This window comes from Bradyrhizobium sp. 153 (assembly GCF_023073835.1).
GTDB lineage: Bacteria > Pseudomonadota > Alphaproteobacteria > Rhizobiales > Xanthobacteraceae > Bradyrhizobium.
On the sequence record NZ_JADPKH010000037.1, the window covers coordinates 282,334 to 302,981 of the forward strand.

At 57.9% G+C, this 20,648-nt stretch carries 17 protein-coding genes and 1 pseudogene; 8 read left to right on the plus strand and 10 right to left on the minus strand.

All coding sequences use genetic code 11. The features are described 5' to 3' along the window. Positions 1-8: 8 nt before the first annotated feature. Entirely contained in the window at positions 9-587 is a 579-nt protein-coding gene (locus tag IVA91_RS11095; protein WP_247450657.1) for a methylated-DNA--[protein]-cysteine S-methyltransferase, read from the minus strand. A 341-nt stretch (positions 588-928) separates the two neighbouring features. Here IVA91_RS11095 and IVA91_RS37090 point away from each other — a divergent pair, with 341 nt between their 5' ends. Continuing rightward, complete coding sequence (locus IVA91_RS37090; RefSeq protein WP_346015477.1) at positions 929-2,047, plus strand: site-specific integrase; 1,119 nt, start codon at positions 929-931, stop codon at positions 2,045-2,047. Between the two features lie 109 nt (positions 2,048-2,156). Here the strand turns inward: IVA91_RS37090 and IVA91_RS11105 are convergent, their stop codons facing one another. The 3 genes from IVA91_RS11105 to IVA91_RS11115 all read right to left on the minus strand — a co-directional run bounded on the left by IVA91_RS11105 (position 2,157) and on the right by IVA91_RS11115 (position 3,658). Next, the gene (locus IVA91_RS11105; RefSeq protein WP_247458743.1) at positions 2,157-2,732 is read right to left on the minus strand and encodes a DUF2934 domain-containing protein; all 576 of its coding nucleotides are present in this window, start codon (positions 2,730-2,732) and stop codon (positions 2,157-2,159) included. Between the two features lie 270 nt (positions 2,733-3,002). Next, the gene (locus IVA91_RS11110; RefSeq protein WP_247458744.1) at positions 3,003-3,425 is read right to left on the minus strand and encodes a hypothetical protein; all 423 of its coding nucleotides are present in this window, start codon (positions 3,423-3,425) and stop codon (positions 3,003-3,005) included. 11 nt (positions 3,426-3,436) lie between these two features. After that, complete coding sequence (locus IVA91_RS11115; RefSeq protein WP_247458745.1) at positions 3,437-3,658, minus strand: hypothetical protein; 222 nt, start codon at positions 3,656-3,658, stop codon at positions 3,437-3,439. A gap of 1,614 nt (positions 3,659-5,272) precedes the next feature. Here IVA91_RS11115 and IVA91_RS11120 point away from each other — a divergent pair. Both IVA91_RS11120 and IVA91_RS11125 read left to right on the plus strand, forming a co-directional pair. Continuing rightward, positions 5,273-5,806 (plus strand): hypothetical protein, encoded by a 534-nt coding sequence (locus tag IVA91_RS11120; RefSeq protein WP_247458748.1) that lies wholly within the window; start codon positions 5,273-5,275, stop codon positions 5,804-5,806. Positions 5,807-5,923: 117 nt separating this feature from the next. Then, positions 5,924-7,912, plus strand: coding sequence for an ATP-binding protein (locus IVA91_RS11125; protein WP_247458750.1), 1,989 nt, complete (start codon positions 5,924-5,926; stop codon positions 7,910-7,912). Positions 7,913-10,559: 2,647 nt separating this feature from the next. Here the strand turns inward: IVA91_RS11125 and IVA91_RS11130 are convergent. Both IVA91_RS11130 and IVA91_RS11135 read right to left on the minus strand, forming a co-directional pair. Further along, entirely contained in the window at positions 10,560-10,748 is a 189-nt protein-coding gene (locus IVA91_RS11130) for a hypothetical protein (RefSeq protein ID WP_247458752.1), read from the minus strand. Positions 10,749-10,988: 240 nt separating this feature from the next. After that, positions 10,989-11,168, minus strand: coding sequence for a hypothetical protein (locus IVA91_RS11135; RefSeq protein ID WP_247458753.1), 180 nt, complete (start codon positions 11,166-11,168; stop codon positions 10,989-10,991). Between the two features lie 1,179 nt (positions 11,169-12,347). On the opposite strand from IVA91_RS11135, the gene IVA91_RS11140 reads away from it, so the two are divergent. After that, positions 12,348-13,382 (plus strand): replication-relaxation family protein, encoded by a 1,035-nt coding sequence (locus IVA91_RS11140; protein WP_247458754.1) that lies wholly within the window; start codon positions 12,348-12,350, stop codon positions 13,380-13,382. Positions 13,383-13,554: 172 nt separating this feature from the next. Here IVA91_RS11140 and IVA91_RS11145 read toward each other — a convergent pair whose 3' ends face one another. After that, positions 13,555-13,830, minus strand: coding sequence for a hypothetical protein (locus IVA91_RS11145; protein WP_247458755.1), 276 nt, complete (start codon positions 13,828-13,830; stop codon positions 13,555-13,557). A 23-nt stretch (positions 13,831-13,853) separates the two neighbouring features. Here IVA91_RS11145 and IVA91_RS11150 point away from each other — a divergent pair. From IVA91_RS11150 to IVA91_RS11160, 3 genes and pseudogenes are all read left to right on the plus strand, one after another. After that, positions 13,854-14,129: pseudogene (locus IVA91_RS11150) on the plus strand (transposase); the annotation flags it as partial. 307 nt (positions 14,130-14,436) lie between these two features. Beyond that, positions 14,437-14,676 carry a hypothetical protein gene (locus IVA91_RS11155; protein WP_247280867.1) on the plus strand — a complete coding sequence of 80 codons (240 nt, stop codon included), beginning with the start codon at positions 14,437-14,439 and terminating at the stop codon, positions 14,674-14,676. Between the two features lie 332 nt (positions 14,677-15,008). Continuing rightward, positions 15,009-15,236: a hypothetical protein gene (locus IVA91_RS11160; RefSeq protein WP_247458756.1), complete on the plus strand. Its 228-nt coding sequence runs from the start codon at positions 15,009-15,011 to the stop codon at positions 15,234-15,236. A gap of 184 nt (positions 15,237-15,420) precedes the next feature. On the opposite strand, the gene IVA91_RS11165 is transcribed toward IVA91_RS11160, so the two are convergent. The 3 genes from IVA91_RS11165 to IVA91_RS11175 all read right to left on the minus strand — a co-directional run bounded on the left by IVA91_RS11165 (position 15,421) and on the right by IVA91_RS11175 (position 19,121). Next, the gene (locus tag IVA91_RS11165; RefSeq protein ID WP_247280868.1) at positions 15,421-15,606 is read right to left on the minus strand and encodes a hypothetical protein; all 186 of its coding nucleotides are present in this window, start codon (positions 15,604-15,606) and stop codon (positions 15,421-15,423) included. Between the two features lie 1,272 nt (positions 15,607-16,878). Beyond that, the gene (locus IVA91_RS11170; RefSeq protein ID WP_247458757.1) at positions 16,879-18,243 is read right to left on the minus strand and encodes a carbohydrate porin; all 1,365 of its coding nucleotides are present in this window, start codon (positions 18,241-18,243) and stop codon (positions 16,879-16,881) included. A gap of 554 nt (positions 18,244-18,797) precedes the next feature. After that, complete coding sequence (locus IVA91_RS11175; protein WP_247458758.1) at positions 18,798-19,121, minus strand: hypothetical protein; 324 nt, start codon at positions 19,119-19,121, stop codon at positions 18,798-18,800. A gap of 903 nt (positions 19,122-20,024) precedes the next feature. Here IVA91_RS11175 and IVA91_RS11180 point away from each other — a divergent pair. Next, a complete protein-coding gene (locus tag IVA91_RS11180) occupies positions 20,025-20,405 on the plus strand; it encodes a cupin domain-containing protein (protein ID WP_247458759.1) in 381 nt (126 codons plus the stop codon). The last annotated feature ends 243 nt before the right edge of the window (positions 20,406-20,648 follow it).

Below are 20,648 nucleotides of genomic sequence, written 5' to 3' on the forward strand. Positions count from 1 at the left end.
CCGCCTATCTAGGTAGGCGCGCGTGGCGGGGCAACCGGCAGCAGCACCTCGAACAGCGTCTTGCTGGCGATGGGATGGGCGCCCTCGAGCGCCAGCAGCCGTCGCTTGGAGATCACGCCGGCGTAGGGCGAGAGTCGGTCGGTGTAATTGCCGGCCTCCAGCACCCGGTGGCAGGGGACGATCAGCATGTAGGGATTTTTTGCGATCGCCTGCGCCACCGAATGCGCGGCACCGGAGGCGCCAAGCGCCTTCGCAACCTCGTGATAAGTGCGCGTGTCCCCGCGCGGAATGGTGCAGGCGTATTCGTAGACGCGCCGGTTGAAGGCGGGCACGCCGCCGGCGTCCAGGCTGACGTCGGAAAAATCGGGGTCGCTGCCCTGCAGCAGGCCCACGATGCCCTCGATTGCAAGCTCGGCGTTTTTGGACGGCCGTTGCTCACGCGCCTCGGGATGGACCGCAAAAATCCGGCGGCGGGTGTCGATCTCCCGCGCCTCCGGCAATTGCACCGCGACCACGCCGGTGCTGCTCCAGACGATGCCGCAGCGCCCTATGGCCGTGTCGAAGATCGCGTAACCACGCCCCACGATGCACACGCCCCACTCAGTGCACGTCTCCCCAGACACGAAATCATAACACCGCCACAATCCGGCGCACCTGGAATCTTGCCAAACCGTTAAGAAGCGTCAGGTTGCCTGCGCCAAAGCGCTTGGCTCGCGGCGCCGTCTCGGCTAATCAGGGGGTGCGCGAAGCACGCGTGCGCGGGCGTAGTTCAATGGTAGAACGGCAGCTTCCCAATCTTTTGTGAAGCTTCTCCATCGTTCCACATAGCGCCCGTAAATCCCTTGTTTTGCAGTGGTTTCCGCGACTCGCCCGTCGTATAGTTCGGCATGGTTATCCGCCTCAATCCACGTGAAAGGCGTGCCAAATCGTGCCAAATTTTACACTCACAGATCTCGCGGTTCAGTCATTGAAGCCCGGTCTGTACATGGACCGGAAGACGCCAGCTTTTGGCTTGCGCGTCGGCAAGCGTCGCAAGACCTGGATCGTTCTCAAAGAGCCCAATCGCACCAAGATACGGCTTGGTCACTATCCTGATCTTAAGCTCGCAGAAGCGCGCCGCCGCGCCTTTGTTGCGCTCGGCACTCCCGTCGGGCAGAAGGAAATCAGCATCGAGTTCGAACAGGCCAAGCGCGTCTTCGTCGAGGAGAACTACAAGGGCAAAAGCGAGCGCACCAAATCCGAGACGCTTCGGCTCCTCAATCGCCTCGAGTTTAAATGCACGCTCGCTTCTCTAGACGACCCGACGATTGAACGTGAACTCGGCAAGCTGTCGGACGTACCAAGCGAACAGCTTCACGCATTCCGCGCCCTCCGAACAATGCTCCGATGGTGCACGAAACCGCCGCACCGCTACATTAAGCGCAGTCCGCTCGAAGGCTATCCGGCTCCAGGCAAGGACAAGAAACGCAACCGCATCCTGAGCGATGCCGAGCTCAGCAAGGTTTGGCATGCGTGTGAGGGCTTCTTCGGCGATATGATCCGGCTCATCATTTTGTGGGGATGTCGGAATGGAGAAGTAGGACGACTTCAACGAGCATGGCGTGAAGGGCGCGTGATCACGATTCCCGGAGAGTACACCAAGAATGGGCGCGCGCACGCAATCCCGATCCTGCCGATGGCGCGTGCCATGCTCGACCGACAAGAAAAGATGGGCGACAATTGGCGTGACAAGAATACTGACTATTACTTCCCCGGTCATATCAAGGGGACGCATTTCAATAATGGCTCATGGGGAAAACTGAAGAAGGAGCTCGACAAGCGATCAGGCGTGACCGGGTGGCAAATACGAGATCTGCGCCGGACATTTCGCTCGACGCTCGCGCGGCTGGGGATCTCACGTGAGATTGCTGAGATCATGCTCAACCACGTAACGGGTGCAGGCAAAACCGATCTTGATGAAATCTATGACAGGTACGACTACCTACCTGAGAAGCGCGCGGCCCTGCAAAAGCTCGAAGCTCACCTGAAAAAAACAGTAGCTCATTGAGAGGTCTGCTCGAACAAGATGGCGAGACTGATGGCCCAGCGGCTGTAGCCCGCGCGCCAGCTTGCAGAGCTGAGGCGCCACGTTGCCACGCATGCTGATTCAGAGAGTATCAGGTATTTTTAAGCTCGTGCTTGACCAGCTCCTCTTTGAGTTGCCGCTCGGCCTCGTACCAGAACTCTTCCGTGCGCGCTTCCGGCCGACCAGCCTCTTCCCAAAGCTTGTAAGCACGTGCGCGGACATTGTCCTCGTAGGCGTGCGCCATCCGAACCTCGCGGCGATGCACGGCCTCGTTTTGGGGCTTTCGTGGGGGTACGGGCGAAGGTGGTGTGGGCCAGCTATCGGCGGCAAAACCGGCCTGCGGCTTCAATTCGTCGGGTCGCGCGGTGTTCCGGATTATTGAGCTTGCATCCGCGTTGTCCGCCGCGCGTCGTTCAGACCCGTACTCTTGAAGCTCGTGTGCGGCGCAATAGTCTTCGCATGACGTCCGGCCGCCCGGCTGCTCACTTTCTGCCCGCAGCCAGAATTCGCTGCGGCGCCCTTCAGGCCGGTCCGCTTCCTGCCAGAACTCAAAAGCGCGTCTGCGAATCTCCTCGCGTAGGGTGGTCGCCTGGAGTTCGTCAAGCTTGTCCTTGATCTCCTTCGCGAACGTTGCCAGCCGGTTCACGGTGGCCTGGTCGCTGATCAAGGATATCGCTCGATTAGCCAATTCTAACTGCGTTGCAGCCTTTGAAGCTCTTCCCAGTGGTCCATGCGCTGCTCCGGCAGCCTATATGACGCTGCACGGCGAGGAATGTTCGACCGATGCCGATCCAAGGGTTTACCGCGCGGCATGGTTGCCGAACTGCCGGTTCAGATCATCCCGTTCTTGGACAGGTCGAACACCAGGAGAGAGCTGTCCCTGTATTCCGCCACCGCGAAGTGTCCGTACCCGTCAAGCGCAGCCACGATGCAGCTGTCAGCCGAGCGGCCGGCTTTGCCTGAAATGGAAACCATTTGGAGTGAACTTCCTCGCGACGGCAAGCACCTCGGCTTCGCATGTTTCCAGCGCGATCTTCTGGGCGAGCATGACGTCTCCGATCGGCAGAGCGCCAATTGGCATGAAACACAATCCCTCCCGTAGGTGACCTCTTTCGTCCATCTCGCAAACGTTGACCGAGGCGCCGACGTAAATCCGATATCGCTTTTGGCTGTCGCTTCCGATCACCTCGAAGTAGCCCTTACGGGCGAACTGCTCACGCTGACGCGGCGATAGCCATTTCCGCAGCAGCCGCAGAGACCGCCCCTCCGGCGTGGCGTCAGCGCCGTGCTTGATGAAGAGGATTCGCGTCGCTCTCAGGCGAGAGCGGCCGCCCGGCGGCAACCATCGAAAATCCAACATGGCAGAATCATCTACCCGCCGACCAGCCTTGGGAAGAAGATGGTCTCTTCCGCATTCGGGTCGAACGATCGGACTTGTGACAGTTGACCCGCGCCGGTCCGGACCGCGGCGGTATAGCCCACCTTCGTCAGCTCGAAGAACCGCTGCTCCGCCTTCGCCAGTTCCTGCGTGTCATGGGCGTCGAAGGGGTGACGGCTGTCGCCTGTGCGGTCCATTACAATCTGAACTGCCATAATCGCTCTCCTTGAGTTGCTCGGGGCCCAGGATGCCAATCCAGTATCTGGCTGAACGCAGGGACTTTCAAGAGAAAGAACATTCGACCAAAACTCGGTTGTGATCGGCCGATCGCAGCGTTCAGGGAACGAAAGCGCGAGTTCGAGCTCCGCTACGCCAGATCGGCACGCCGAATGGCGTGAAGGAGCAGCTTCCGCAATATCCTCGCACGCTGCTCATTGAATTCGCGATCCAACATTGTTGTCCTCCTGCATGCAACACGAGCATCCAACCATGCTCCGCAAAGAAAGACCGCCCGAAAGCGGCCTTGAGATTGCTGCCCAGTACGGCGGGCCAAAATACCTTCGCTATCAAATGGTCGTCCGTTACGCATGAGAACATAGGTGCACCCGCGCATCGCTTGGTGACAAATTGGATTTCAGTTTTGAAACAGACGTAACCTACATACCGAACCTCTAGGCTGCGTGAGCGCTGGACGAGAAACAGCTACGCCCCAGGAGGTGATCGGGTCATCGCCCTCTGCCGGTGGACGTCCCTAATGTACGACAGGTATGATGACGTGCCTGAGCGCAGGGCGTCGCACAAACTCCAAGCGCACCTGGAAAAATTTGCTCAAGTGTCCGTCAATGTAAGATAGCATCGGCCCGTCGGCTGACACTCAACAGCCGTCGCGACGGCTCCAATCAATGGAGCTAAGCGATGACTGGAAAGGAAGTGGTCAACTGGCGTGGACTTAAGGCGCTTGGAATTCCCTACAGCCGCACGCACTGGTTCAGGCTCTGTGCGTCTGGTGAGGCACCGAAGTTTTTCAAACTAGGGCGTCACCGAAACAGTCCTCCGGTGTGGTGGCTGCACGAGATTGTCGAGTGGCTTGAGGCTTGCGCCAAGACCAAGCCTGCCGACGCTCCAAAAACATAGGAGCGGGGCTGGCCCTCCAAAGCCAGCCCTTCCTTCTAGAACTTGCCCGCCGAAGCGTCTTATGCCCCGCCGTACGCCCCGCCTTTAAGGTAAGGCGGGGTCAACGGTGGGTATGCGCAAGCCTGGGGTAGCATGTGTCGTCGACAAACCGGACTTCTCCGTGCGACTTGCGTGCCGGCGGCACGTTGTGGCGACGCTCGCGCCGCCTAAACCCGTGAGGCGGAGGCGATCGCTTGTGCGCTGTCTCAAGACGGCAGAGTAGATGGAGGATATAGACTCATTTCAAGGCACCGAGACGGGAAGAGAAAACGACTATAGGTTCCCTGACGCCAACAGGACTACGCAGGACGCTTGGCCTTGAATGATGTTCCTTACGACTGATCGAACCGGTCGACATTTGATTTCCAATTTTATTTTCAGGATCGCGATTTCTATCTTTTTTCATTTTCCCTGAGTTTGAAATTCGAAATCTTTGCGATTGCTAACGAGCAAGTCCCTCGGACCGGTTAGCGTGCGGCGCGGGGACGGCGAGCTAAGCCGTAGCCAAGCGCGCGGTTCCTCGAAGGTATCGTTGTATAATTGCGATAATCCTGGCTTCGCTTCGTGCGGTCGTACAAGTCCAATACCGCAAACCGCGCAGACAGCATCTGACGTACGCCAATCCGGGAGCCGCGTCCAAACTGCTCGCCCGATTGATGCGGCGCACGCAGCGCCTCTCGCGGGAACTTCTGGTATTTCGCGTGTCAAACGTGCATAGTGATTTCTTTGCAGAGGAGGGTTACTCCATGCAACTAAAGCTTAAGCGCTCACAACGCACGGGCGGCATGCTGGTCGGCAAGGTCATCTTTGCTCTCGATGCACGCACCGATCTCACGCCCGATGAAAAGGGGTTAGTGAGCAAGTACGGCCTCGGGAAGCTCGTCGTATACGACAGCGAGGCCCGCAAGAAACATGGCGAGTCCGCCTACGGCCATTTCGATGAAGGCGCCAGCAGCACCGTTGTGCGCTCGCTTTGGAAGAACGCCCGCGGCATTGCAAGCGCCGCCATGATGGCGCTATCGCTTCGGGTTACCGTCGAAAGCTTGACGAGTGGCCAACACATCGAATGCAAGGATCTCGACGAGCTGCTTGGCGCCGAAGCGGCTATTCTCAATGCATGTAAGAGCCTCAAGGCCTATCTCGAAACTGCGCAAACCTTCGACGGGCGGGAGGAGGTCGTTGAATTCTAAGCTCCCAAAATACGAACGCCCTTCTGCTTTCACCCCGTTCCTGCGTCGCTTCTCCGACGAGCGGGCCCGTGAGCTGTCGGAGACCATCACCCTCTATGACCAAGTACGCGCGGTGCATTGCGGGTCGATGTGGGCACAAGAAGAGTCGATCGCACGCGTGAATGCGTCGTTGCAGAGCAGGTCGGGGAGATTATTGAACGGCCGGCACCAACTACCGTCATGAAGGCGTTGGATCGATGCCAAGAAGAAGTCCTTGCCCTGGAAACGACCATCTTCTCCTGGCCCGAGATGGACCTGAACACCGCGACGCTATCCATCAAGGAGCACGTAGACCTGCGTCGCTTTCTTCGTGCCAAACAACACTTTCTCGCGAACGACGAGCGCGTTGGCGATCTGCTCATTACGGCTCTACGCAACGTCGGCTGGGGCTTTATTTCCAGCTTGCCTGAAGTGTCCGAGAACACGGATGCTGCGCCGCTCACGGTTCCACTGATCTCTCTGCTGCGCAATCCGCATGAAATCGTGGACCGGATCATCGGCACGATCTGCAAGCAGGAGCACGTGGAGGCCGGGCTGTTTATCACGTTGTACGAGCGATTGTACGCCAATTTGTGCGAGGCCTCGGGGGTTTCTCCGGAAGATGAGAAACCTCGAAGGCCGATGATCTATGCGGCCGACTCCGAGCTCCCGCCCATCGAATTGATTGAGACGTACCTGAAATGCACTCCTTTTGCCGACCTCTTTCTTTGCCCGGTGCCCTTTAGCATCCCAGCAAAGGCCCGCTTCGAGCACCAATGGATTGTTGCGCCGCCGGGCGCCGGCAAGTCGACCCTCCTTCAATACCTAATTTTGCGCGACCTTGAGCTTGTCGCCGCCGATCAAGCGTCCATCGTCGTCATGGAGAGCAACCGCGACCTCATCAAAGCGATTGAAAGTCTAGGAGTCTTCGCGCCCGGAGAACGCCTAAGTGGCAAGCTCGTCGTCATCGATGCCGAAGACATCGAATGGCCGGTCGCCCTTAATCTTTTCGACGTGGGGATCGAGGAGACGCAGTCCTATGCCCCAGCCGAGCATGAAGGCTTTCGCAACGCCGTGCTCGCGCTGTACGACTACATCTTCAGCTCATTGCTGTCGGCGGAGATGACGAGCCGGCAGAATACCTTATTTCATTTCACGATTGAGCTTCTGCTCACTATCCCATCGGCTACGATCGATACCCTCATTGACCTGATGCAACCCCGCGGCCTCGCTCAATTCGAGCAGCATCTTTCCAAGCTCGATCCGGATGCGAGGCGCTTTTTTGAGTTGAAATTCAACAGCAAGGAGTTCGACCGCACAAAGGAGCAGGTCGTCGACCGTCTGTTCGCCGTCAAGCGCATCCGTACCCTGTCTCGAATGTTCGCCGCGCCAAAATCCAAGTTCGACTTTTTCACCGAAATGGGGGCTGCCAAAGTTATTCTTATCAATGTCCCGCAAAGCTTGCTGCAAGAAGACGGCGTAGAGATCGTCGGACGTTTTTTCATTTCGATGATCTTGCTCGCCGCTCACAAGCGTCAGCTTCTGCCAAAGGAGCAACGCCTCCCCTGTTACGTTTACATCGACGAATGCCAGGATTTTATCAAGCGTGACCCGAAGATCCCGGTCATTCTAGATCAGGCGCGTAAGCTCAACGTGGGCTTGATCCTTGCGCATCAGCGATTGCAGCAAATGCAGCCGCACGTCCTTGACGCACTTTATGGTGCGACCGCGATAAAGTTTGCTTCGAAGATCAGCGACGCGGCCGCTCATGCGCTCGCGCGCGATATGCGAACGACCCCGGAGTTCATTCTCAATCAGCCGCAGTACCATTTCGCGGCTTATGTCCGTGGTCTTACCGATACCGCACTGTCGGTTGGCATCCCGGCCACCGATCTCAATGCGATGCCGCGCATGATGCCCGCTGAGCACGACACCGTGCGAAGGAGTATTCGAGAGCGCTATGCGGTCAATCGAGACGCTCGGAGTGCTGTTCGGACCAACACCAGTGCATCGTGGCCAACAGCAGAGACTGCCTCTAAGCCTGCTTGCCAAACCCCGGATTTTGGTGGAGACGATTGGCGGTCATAAATGCGGTCGCTGATCTCGATATGCGCGACCTCACGGCGATGTTCGCTCAGTGCCAAAATCCCTGCCCCCGAATCGGAGACGCGGACTCCGAGAAGGGCAAAAGGGCCGTATTGGTATCGCCGATCGCTTCCGGTTTACTACGGCAATCGGACTTCCCGGGCCCGGTGTTGCGCCGTCGGAGTAAAACGCCTCGGCTGCAAGACGCATCAGGGGTCGCGCTCGATCGTCGTGCGGCGGCCGAAGAATACGCCGATCCACGAGTTGTTCGGAGGTGCGAGGCTATCTCCTCTCGGGGCTGGACAGCGCCGCCTGCAATTATTTCAAAGCGGGCGGTGTGTTTCCGGACGTACGAAAAGACCCCAGTCCGGGGCTGGACCGACTGGGGCCTTTGCGTCTCAGCGCGACTGATCTCTGTAAATCGTTACCAGAATGCACGGGGAGCGAATTGGTTCCGGCCCGAAAAGGCCTCGTCTACTTCCTCGCGCTCGACCGTCTCTGCCGGGAATAAATGCTCTGAAGTTGCGTTGGCCGCCACCTTCACGCGGGAGAATGGCGGGTGCAATCTGTCGATTACTGTTTATGGCAGGCCGAAGTTGCCTCCCGGTTCGCTCTCGCCGAAGCTGATCCAGGAAAAGCGCAGGCCATGCGTATCTTGGCTTTGGAGTTTTTAGAAGGCCGAAGTTGCGAAGATCAAGCGATCCCTCCGCCAACCGAGCCGGCATCCGCTGAAAGTTAGGTCGCATGTTCGTCGCCGTGGCAATGATGGTGGCGATCACGGGCGGTCTGCGATCGCTTGTGCTAGCAGTCACGCTGGCGCCAGACCTAAGCCGCACGTCGGGACATTTCTGCCGAGGGCCAACCGGCGACATACCAGCTCGAATATGAAAGAAAGCCAGACAAAGCCTAGCCAACGGCCCGCAGCTGACGATTGTGTCAACCGGGGCCGTGGATGGGCTCCGGTGGGGGGCTGAGGGGACCGCAGCAAACTGGCGATCAGCGACCGCGGACGACTACGCGCAACTAGCGGGCCCGCCGCCGTCTTACTAGCCAGTACACGCCATATCCAATCGCGAGAATAGGAAGGCCGGCACCAGCAATTGGTCCGGGCGCTCCCCTCGTTTGGCCGGGCGCGTTCTCGCAATTCCCCTTGCCATTGCAAGCCGATGCAGGTGGCATGGTCATCGCCAGAGACAACGCAAATGCCGCTGCGGAAAGAACGCCCCAAGCGAGCTTCATCGCTGCTCTCCTCTTCAAGGTTTGCGCCCCGCCGAGGTGCTCAAATTAAATAGTATTAACCGTTATATCAGCTTTAAAATTAATACAATGATCAAAGTTAAAGCCCTGGCGCTTTCCTGAAACCCTGCGGGAGCTTCGCGGCGCGACTCCGCCAGCCATGACGCTCGTGCTTTTGCCTTCGCTAACGTCAAACGCGAAATCGCCGGGGTCGATCAACCACAACAATGGCTTCGGCAAGGGGACAAGGACGGCAGCCAAACCGGATGAGGGGCGCTGACAGCTGAGTCGGCCAAAACGGCAGGTAGGGAACGCTTTGCCGATTGCACGTTTTCCCGATGCCCTTTCCCAAGGGCACCCCCGATTGGCCCCAGCTTCAGCGTTCATTGCCCCCGAGCTGGGGTCATTTTTGCAGCCGCTGCCTCAGCTGATCTGATCTGGGCTGTTTAGTCTGGGGCTGTTTTAGGATCGAGAGTGCTAGGTCGGGCGGAGCCGCCGTGCGCTTGGCCTTTTCTGTCTTATTGAAATGTCCATGGCGAGGAGATGGAAAGCTGCGGCTTTCGTTGGCTCTAATGCTGCGAGTGCCAGTCGAGCGGCAAGTTCGGCTTGACGAAGATGATATTCCGAGACGCCACGCTGTCGGCTTCCCCACTAGCCCCCCGTCCAGTAACAAAATGCTCAAGGAAGCGCGCATCGGTTCCGCGTTTGGTGCAAAAGTTGCACAGAGTGACTTGGTGACGCGGCAACGGTCCGCAGTGGGGTCATTCGCGTCGGCTCGTCTCCTGGATCGTAACTTCCGCTCTAGCCCCGACTCCGGACATCTCGCCGCAACGCACTACTGATGTGATGTCCCCTATAGGCCGAACCCGCGGCTGATCTCGCGCACAGGCCTGAGCGCCGCGTCACTATGTCGACTGTAGAAGAACGCCTGATCGAAGTGGGAGAGCTTGAACGACGCTGCGCAAGTTCAAGAAAACGGCCCCAGCCGCAGGTTGGGAGGACAGCCGGGGCCGGCATTCCCATTCCATGTGCCGCAATCGGCGGTAATCGGCACGCTCCCAGCTAGCCACATGAAAGCTAACGAACTGTTTCGAACGACCCGAATTCGGAGCGAAGCGCTTCGATGTCGAACCCGCGTGCTTCGTAGCGCAACAGAGCGCGAGCGTCGCCCGTAAATGTACGGAGCCCGAAGTGAAGACCTTGCCGTTGCGTGGCTGCTATCTCTATCATCTACTTGAGATTGATTTTATGACGATCCAATTTTCAGTCGAGGTCCCCATGAGCGTTAAAGCCATGATGGCGCCGACGCTAAACGAGCTCTGAAGCGTCAAGCATTGCTTTTCTTCCTAAGTTCTAATTTGGCAAGCGCGACGCGATTCATTTTTTATGTACGTACTAACGGGACCAGCATCAACTAACACCATGGATGAAAATCATCCGCATAGGAACTTTCATGAAGTGAGCGTTCTTTTTGCAGGTCAGCTTCGAGTTCTGCGACGATGGCGTGAAGCAGACATGCCGCAAGCGGATCAGTAACCTCCTGCTCCAGTAGCCGGTAGCGCGCGATCTGGACTTGTTGCTCTCTGAACTGGCGCTCTGACATTGGCTAATGCCCTCCGACGAACCGACGCAGAGGCTACCGAGTAGTTTCGTTAAAATTTTCAGATCATTTTCTATGGTGTGTCATTGGTAATCGAGCCTGCTTTAATATCTTGCTGAGGCTCGCGCGGGTGGTGAGCGAGTCAGAATATCTTCAGAAAGCCGCCCAACTTCGGCTCGAGCGGTTTTCATCCAGCCTTTGGGTGGAATTCCCGAGGGCTCTGGCACAGACACGGCGCCGTGATTAAGCATCGCGCCGTTTCGCGATGACTTGCCGGAAGTCGGCGGCAAGGTCGCTGTAGTAGTGAGCAAGCTCTGCATAGAATGCCCGCCCGGGCTGGTCAGGTGCTTGCTGCGCCGCTTTTTCACATTGCGCGGCTTTGATCTCGTACTTGTCCATTTTGACGTGAAGCTCATTCAGCATGGGGCATACTCCAGGTCACACGAGACAAAGCGTCGATCTCCGCTACGTGCTCCGACAAGCGTGGCTGATGCGGCCCGCAAAGCTATTGGCGCAAAGACGCAGCAGCCGGTGTCAGCCTTCGTTGTGATGATTGCGATGATGCTCATGCTGATGAGACTCGTGCGAGCTGCCCACCCGAACCGGCGAGAGCCGTAGAGGTGAGAGTGTCGATTGACAGCGTTAGCGCTGGAGGTGTTACCGCAGCTGGCGCTGCCCCAGGGGATCCTCAATTAAACGGTATATCTACTATTAACTGCAGTTTAAATCAATTTGAATCGAGAAATCGACCGGATTTAATTGAGGCTCCGCGCACTGCCTGGATCGGGAACCCTGCCCGGTAACGCCGTTCGAACCTCCAAACTGCACCCGCGCGCCACAATAGGTCGGATGGTCTTGGACATTCGAAGAAAGCTCGACCTCTGTTTGCTTGCATGCATCTCGGCCGCGGGTGCGCCGGCCGCCAGAAACAGCTGCATTGAACAGCTCCCGCTGATTTGGGGCATCGAAGATGACCCCACATCCAAGCCATCGTGGAGCGTGCTAACGAATGGCGGCCGAGCCAGCCGTTGCTGCACCGGGTGCGGAAGCGGTAACCCTGCTTAGGGGCAGACAAGATAGTTACCGCGCCCTCGTGATCGACATCAACTTGCTGGTGGGCTGGGAGTCGCCCGCGTCGCACCGGAGATCGATTCAGCATTGCCGGGTTAACAGCAGGCCGACGAGCTCTCCTAACCGGAACGGCTGATCCGATTCAGTTCGGAATTTCGAGATTGAAAAGATGTGATTGAAGCCGGCATCAAGGTCGAAAAGAAAGAACCCGCTTGCGCGGGCATTTAGTTTAGGCTGTGAGTGCCTCGGATGATTTTGTTGGGCAATTATTTGCCCGATGTCCGGGTTCATCACATATCGAGCATTTTGGGACACGCCGTTCGCGAGCCGTGCCGCCGAGGAGCTCATTGAGCTCAGCATCTAACTGCTCGCGCTTCGCGATGAGCTCCTTAAGGCGCGCTATCTTGTCGTCTATCTCCACGTGCATCACCTCCTTTCCAGCGAGGTGTATATCTCTTCAGGTGTCGCTCGTCTGCCCACTCACCGATGTGCATTTGCTGCGTGTGGCGCCATGTGACGCCGCGAGTATGTATGAGCGAAGATGGCGATAGTTCACTTTTTCTTGCGCGCACACCGATCGCGCGTCCGCACAACGCTCGTTCTGGTACATTCGAAAATATGGATGACGCCACACCTTCTGCGCCCAAACGGCGCACTCGCTTCCGCCGCTCGTCAGAACCCGTTCCGTTTCGAATCACTGACGGTGACGCGCTTATCTTGCGGCAATTAGCTCGCTATCGCTTCTTGCGATCCACTCACATTGCAGCGCTTGTTGGCCGCTCACTCGATCGCACCAATGATCGACTATGTCGCCTCTATCATGCTGGATACGTTGATCGGCCGCGCGCGCAGCTCGACTACTATCCCACGTCCGGATCGGCGCCTATGGTGTACGCACTTGCTGACCTCGGTGCACAATTTCTTGCCGAGGGAGGCGTGGAGTTTGCAAATCTGGAGTGGAGCCGCAAAAATCGGGAAGCGGGCCGACCGTTCATCGAGCACCAGCTGGAGATCGTCGACTTTCACGTTGCGCTGGAACGATCCACGCGTGGTCGGAGCGACGTGCGCCTCATTCATCCCGAAGAGATTATCGCAAGCGCACCTAAGGCCACCCGCGAAAAGCGAGATCCCTTTGCGCTGCGGGTCGGCATCTCGCACAACGAGAGTTCGTCGGAGATCGCCGTGATTCCCGACCTCGTCTTTGGCCTTCTGTTTCCAGACGGGTCCCGCCGCTGCTTCATGGTAGAGATCGACCGGGGCACCATGCCCATCACGCGAGCAGACGGCAGGCAATCCAGTTTCGAACGAAAGATGTGCGCGTATCTCGCCGCTCACGCCGAGGGGCGGCAGATGCAGCAATTCGGTTGGAGGACATTCCGCGTTCTCGTTGTGACAACCGAACAACCGCGAACCAGCACTATGATCAAAACGCTGCAGCGAGTGGATGCACCACTGAGTCCTGGCCCGGCTCTATTCCTCTTTGCGTTATCTCACGAATTGCGCGTGAGTGACCCGCTTGCTCACATGTGGCAGGACGGTAACGGTCGTGCGATCAGCATAACATAGCGTTCAATCAGAGCCGAAAAGCCAACTTTGCCTGCGATGAAAAGAGAAAGACGCGCCGTCGACGGTACGGATTTATGGTCAGGGCGAGAACTTGAAGGTGTTCGCCACGGACGGAAGCCGCTCAGGCGTAGATCGACGGCGGGGTCGATTGCGTTGAGCAAAAACGCATCCGCTAGCGCATCGCATACGCATCCGGATCGCCGCTATCACGCGGATTCTCGATGACGCGCTTCAGCGCTGCGCTCATCGGGACATTGAGGCTGATGCCGTTCGGAGGAATCGGGTTAAGAAACCATTTGGCGTAGATCTTGTTAATTTCGCCGTTGCGAAAGATTGTCGCGAGCGCATAGCAAACCGCCCGGACGCGCGCCGTCACATAGCGCCGTAGCGGGCGGGCGGCTTTGCGGTGGTCACCGGCAGTTCGCCGGTAGGGTTGGGTTGCTGACACCAACCTGATTCGAGGAACCACCGATGACCGATGAGATGATGAACCTCCGCACGCTCGTGGAGAAGACCCCTGATGCGGATCTACTGCGCGAGACAATCGGCTTTGCTGCCCAGCGATTGATGGAGCTGGAAGTGGAAGGCCAGACCGGGGCCGCCTACGGCGAGAAGCACCCGGAGCGTCTGGCACAGCGCAACAGCTACCGCGACCGGACCTGGGAGACCCGCGCCGGCACGGTCGAGCTTCGTATCCCCAAGCTGCGCAAGGGCTCCTACTTCCCTGGCTTTCTGGAGCCGCGCCGGAGTATCGTTGAAGTGACCGCGGACGATTTGTCGGCAGACGGCCGCACAACGCAGTTTTGGATTGCGTTTGCCAAGCCAAGTCAGGCGCTGACGTTAGTACTTGCAGCCGTGCCCGAAGGCTGGAGGGCGGAACTCGTGGTTCAACCCTGACGCAAGAGCAGCAAAGGCTTTTGAAGAGCTAAACCTCAAGCCGGGCCATGTTTACAGGCTGCCCCGGTAAGTTTCCCCTCTGCGGACCACGTCGGCAAATTCACCAACGTGAGTGCATCCGGAACGTGGTAATGGTCAGGGGTAAGCAGGAGACTCAATGAGCATCGTAAAACGCCATCTGGCCGAGCAAGAAGAACGCCTGGTACTAATCGAGGAAATTTGCATCGATACAGGAGCGCTTGTCCTGGATACCGCTACAGACGAAGTCTACTTTTCTGCAGACCAAGCGGCTTACAAGAACGCCTATGTCACCGTGTTTCAAGCCTGGGCGAAGGGCACGATCAAAGGCACAGCGGAACAGATATTCGACGCTACAAAATCTATTCTTGAGGATTAGAGATCCCGCCTAGGAGACGAGGGGGCGAGATAGAACCCGTAACCGTTGAGGTAAAGAACATGCCATATGCCTACAAGCTAAATGAAGACGTTCGCCACCAACCCCAAGGCCCACAAGGACGCGCCGCAACTGAACCGCCGATGATTTACACGATCGTACAGCACATGCCGATCGAGTCCGACGGACGAGTCAGGTACCGTATCAAGTGCAAGTCCGAGAAGATCGAGCGCATCGTTACGGAAGATCAGCTTTCGTATTTTCAGTGAGGCCGATATCCTTCCCGCAAGCGTTCATCGGACTCCCACAGCGTCGGGAGGCAGCAAGGAGGAAAAATGTCGGACCGGCGGGAGCTCTATCGGAGCCCAAATGGCGACGCGTGGTTCATCGCACGCGAGCCGACAAATGGTCATGCTTTCATCATCCACCAGCCCAATGCGCCCTCTGGTGGCCGATCATCTCATATCGAGTTGGGCGAGTTCTTGCGTGACGGGAAGGGACCCGAACAGCAAGCATTGTTGCGATTGATTGGAACGCTGGTCGAGGTACCGCCGTTTGCGTAGGCTCCCAATGTCATTGTCGATCGAGGTGAAAGGCTCGACGGAGCTTGGCTGTGCGAGGTGGAAGCTGCCTAACGCTGTCCTAGGTCCTCTTAGGCTCCGGTTTTGGCGCGCATATCGCAAAATGATTCGCTAAAAGTTTCGCCTCGGAGCCCAGAGCTAAGACGTTGCACATGCGGCCAGCGCCTCACTTGGATGTCTTGCGCCCGGCGTCTCGCGCCAACCGCTCCGCCCTGAGACGTTTGTGGTTTTCGTGAAACTCCGGATCGGCTTGGCTATCCGCGATCGTCTGCCGCGCTGCGTTCGGGTTTTGCGCCTTTCGCTCCGCCTCATCGGCGACCTGCTGCTCGGCGGAGCGTTTCGGTTTGGTCATTACCGCATCCTTGTAGCCACCGATTGGTGGCGTCGCCAGAGTTCTTGCACGGACCACAAGTGGTGGTGTCACCCTGCTCGCCGTCAGAGCCGTAGCCGCCAGCAAGACTGCCGGCTTCGGTCGAGGCCCGAACCAAAATCAGGTCTATCGGCCCGTCGCCCATCACTTGGTACGCGATGCTAACGTCGCCGCTCAGGGCATACCGCGTCTCGGGCAGCTTGAAGTCACTCATCGAGCGAACCTCGGGGCTTCCTCCATTGTTGCCAACTGAGTAGCCGAGATCAACCCTCTAGCATGTGCTCCTCTGCGTCACTCTAAAGCACGTCGGCGTTGGTCCTGCGCATGTTCGCTTCGGGTCCTTTAGGCGACGTGGCATGCTAGGCCCGTATGAACGAAGGCCGCCGTTTGAGGCGGCCCTTCGGGTGAGCTGTGCACGGGAGCGGTGCCGAGCGATGGCGGATAGCAGCGCCCTTTACAAACGCCCTCTGCAGGTCTGGCGATACCTGCGGCAATTTCCTTCGCCTCGTTCGCCCAATTCGTCCTTGTTGAGGCAGGCTTGTCGCAATTCGGCGCATACATCCCTCCGAACTGGCCGTTGGCAGGTCTCCCGGTATCTCCGGCAATTTCCTTCGCCCCGCTCACCTAGCACGTCCTTGTTTTCGCAGGCTCGCCGCAATTGCTCGCATTCCGCACCTCGCATCCGGACGCCTCCCGGTCCAATCTCAACGGATTGGGAAAAGGCGGAGACTGGAATTGCACAAAGAGCGGCTGCCGCTGCGGCGCCGAACGCATATTTTCGCATTCTTTGCAACATTCCTGATCCTCCCGTTGGTGTGGCCGATGGATTTTGGCGGACGCACCCGGAGTTATCGCATCTCGGCTCCCGCCACCCTTAGTTGGCACAACGCTTGGTGTGGCGGGTCGTCTCCGCTTAGCTGTGCATCGCTGGTAGATTACTGTGCGACGTTTGAATTGGTTCCACGACTCGGAACGATGTAATTCAACGCTCTCAATCCTCAGATGGCCTTAAAGGCGGACATGAACGCCGGACCAAGCGGGCAGGCCAAGACCTTCAGCAGTCGACGTGACAACGGCTGGAGCTTTCGTCGCGCGAAGACGTCCCGCTTTCAAGACAAACGAACGCCAGTTCCGGCCGAGCAATGATCCCCTCTTTGTGCACCCGCCAAACGTAACAAGTTCAGGCGGGTGACCGTCGGCCACTTGGGGGCAAGCACCCGGTCAGAAGCGAACATTCCTTGATGGAACATTGTCTTAGAACTTGAGCGTGGTTCGTAGACCGAACACCGACGCGTTCCTGAGGGCCTGTCCGGCCAGCGGCCCGGCCGGTAGCGTGGCGCCGCCGCCGGGATGGAGAATGTATTGGAAATTCGGCTGCACCGTCCAGCCGTCCTTGACCTGATATTGATAGACCGCGGTGAGCAGGCCTTCGAAGCTTCGCACTGGCCAATTCGGACCCGCTAAGGTCCGATAGTCCGCATCGAGCGCCTGGGCCCGCTTCGAGACATGGGCGTAACCCACTGCGATCCCGAATTTGTCGTCCGGACGGTCGTCGCGCAGACCGATGAACTCGATACCAGCATCCGCGTAGAGATCGATGAGGTTACGATCGGCCGGCGCGCTGGAGACCCGAGCGAATACGCCGACCCCGCGATCGTCGCTATGCGGTATCCGATAGATCTGCTGCTCAAAGACCGCCCAGCCGCCGATGTCCCCCGACAATATCAGCGGCGCGCCGCTGCTGGCGGGGGCGGCGAGCGAGACCCCGTTCGACGCGAGGCGCTGATCCGCGAAAGAGCCAAAGTGTCGCCAGCCCCCGAGCTTTATCTGGCCGCTCAGGTTCGGATCGCCCTTCTTGTTGTTCCAGGCGTACTGGATCTGCCCGAGCAGGAGGGGCGGATCGTTGACCCGGAAGTTCACGCCATATGGGTTGCGCTCCTGCGGATCTCCCGGACCGGGTCCGGCCTGGTCGCCATCGAAGATGCCGCCAAGCACGGAAAGCCGTTCGGTCACCTTGACGAGCAGCCGGGCTCCCAGGGCCGCTAAAGGTGGCGAAGGTCCGCCGCTGGGCAGGTCCAGCGACGTAATCGCTGGCCAACCCATCGAGGCATTGGTGAACACATCCGTGTATTTGGTGTTGAAGAATTCGCTGTCGGCGGCGAGCTGCCCGAACTTCAACGAGATCTGCTTCGCGCCCCACTGCTTCTCGAAATAGGCTTCGTACAGCCGCGTCGACGGCAGAGCTTCGATCCCGCTGACAACAAAGAAATTCTGCAAATTGCTGCGCGACAACCCGTTGCCGTGGATCTGGAACATGTTGGCGTGAAAGGTGAGCTTGTCGAACCCGACGAGCTTCTGCAGATCGATGTCGACGGCGAGGTTCAGGCGGCCTTCGTAGATCGCCCCCTGTTTCAATCCTCCGGAAGCATTGCCAAGCACCTCGCCAATGTAGGTCGCGGCGAATTTCACGCCGTAGTTCTGCAGCGGATTGGGCAGAACACCGAGCGTCTTCTCCTCCACCGTGCTCTCTCCCGTGTCCGGATCGGCGGGTTTGTCGTCGTCGGTCTTCTTGTCCTCCTGCGCCATGGCGTTGGCTGCAAGAATCAAGATGACGGGCATCGAAAGAGCCGCTTGCCGGTATGGCCTCCTAGGCCGAGACACGGTAACTCCTCATGCTGGAAGTGCCGCAGGATTTGCCTTAATCTTCGGACCCAAGTCCACCGCTCGGACGAGGACGAGCTCTCTCGAGGCACCGTGCTGCCGCGGGCGTTGCAGAATTACAACCCGCGAAGCCGTTCGAGATACTAAACTCGTCAATTGGAGACCACCAAGCATATTTCATTCTTGGTTCAAGATGATCAGCGGGATCGAAAGTTGTTTGACGTCTATCGCAATGATAAGCGCGACTTGCTCGTTCTAAGGACAGGCTCCGTCGTGCCCGTGATTTACACTGCACAAAAGTGGCGCAAGAGCAGAAAAAGAGTTCTCAAGGTCAGCGACGAAATCAAGGCAGCCGTTCACGCGCAAGGCTATTACCTCCGCAGCCTGCGGCCGCCAAGGAGCGAATGGTCCAGGTCGATTAGGTCGGCGGGCCGGTGCTCCATCTGCAATCTCTACAGCATCCCCGCCAGCTAAGCCTCATTCTCGCGCCCAAAGCTTTAAAGTCGCTGCCTTCACTTAGGCTTCATTGTAGGGGGCTGCGCCGGTTGAACCCTTCCCTGTACCGCCGCCATGGAGGTTCGGGTTATGGCGGCCTCAAACACCGCAATACGCTGATCGAGGTGCCACAGCTCGATGTCGTTGACATCAACTAGCTGCTGAGCACGTTCCCGTGCTTCCTGCTCGTCGGCACACTGCAAATTGGCCACGCTTATAACGTGGTGGTGCTGATCCAAAAGGTAAGCTCGGTAATGCGCCATCCCCACGCCCCCAAAGTCGAAAACAGGATACTCCATTGATCCAAGTGGAACCACGAAAAGTCGGATCTGGAAGTTCACGCTTAATGTCTATCTCTTTCAAAATTTGCTCGATGCAGGAGGCCATCGTGCATCCACCTGCAATGGGTGCCGAGTAGAGTAGCCCAGCCGCGAGTCAGCCCGCCTTTTGCGTTTTCGGGGCGCGTATCTCGCGTATCCTCCGATCGATTGGCAATAAGTGGCCTTCGAACACGACGAGCGCGAACCATTGAAAGAGCAAGCGCATGATCGTCGCACGCCGGTCAGAATGCGATCCCGATTCTTGGAAAATTGAGATAGCCCCGTTATCGCAATGAGCACTTGCGCTGGGTTGTGGCCGCGATAGGATGCAGCTGGAATTTCAAGAAATTTTTTCTAATGGCGGAGTATTGCTATGAACAACCTAGCTACTGGGTTCGTCTGCTTTGGGCTGAGCTTCGCTTTCGCAACGCATTGTGCCCTCGCTGATCAAATTGGGCGGTACGATGCAACGTCTCCGCGTAACCGCCATTGAGCAGATAGGTGATCGGGAGGGGCATGCACTCAGCAGCGTGCAATACACTTGTTCGGGTGTGGAAGGCCTGTTGAAGGGTGCAGTGTACACGTTCCATGAACGTGAGCGAAAAGGAAGGAAGCCAAAGAACATTCTTGTTCGGTGGCGGTATCCATAGGATGCCCGGCGGCCTCGCCGTTACCCAGATCGCCGAGCGAACTGCAAGCCTCCTGAAGGACGGCAAGCCGGCCGGCACTGTCGGCTCGGGCAAAGCAGTGTTCAAGTGCGGTCCAGGCGCTTTCTCCGCGTTGTCGGCAAGACTGTCAACTTCGCCACTAAACCGCTGGGACCCAACCGGTTCGACATCCAATTCACCGACTAGGCGCTGCCTGCGTCGTGATGACGTCTCAGTAATGAACTGGCTTAAGCGCCTATAGCGCAGGAGCGTTTAGATGAAAGTGATAATTGGATTCCTCATTGCCTTTGCATTCGCAACTCCAGCCGGCGCCCAAGACTCGCCCTACCGAAAAGGACTGAAGCGTGCTGATCTAACCGGAACAAACATGGAGATCATCACCAGGATCAGCGAGCTTAAACCAGGCGACGTTTCGATGCTGCACATCCATCACGGTGAATCCTACTATTTCTTGGAAGGAGGAACAGTTGAGCTGCCCGGCGGGAAGCAAGTGCCCATCCCGAGCGGCGCAACAGGAATAAACGTGCGGAATGTTCCGCACGGTGCGTACAAAGTGATTGGCGACAAGCCAATCAGGCTCCTCACCGTGCACATCGTGGACAAAGGAAAGCCACTCTACGACAAACCCAATGAGTGAGCGTGAGCTGGCGCGCGGCGGCTGCTGTCATAGAGCAGCCCAGCACGTTAGAAGCCTGGTCTACTTCCTTACCGGCAGCAAACGAGCTGCAATGACTTGCACGCGCGCACGGAGCGCGGTGATAGGACAAGAGGTATTACACAATTATCGCTCCGGTTTATCTCAGCGCGTGATACGCTAGTCCGTCCGCATGCAAGGACTAACCGGACACTGCAGTGCTCCAACACGGAGTCTGCAATGTCG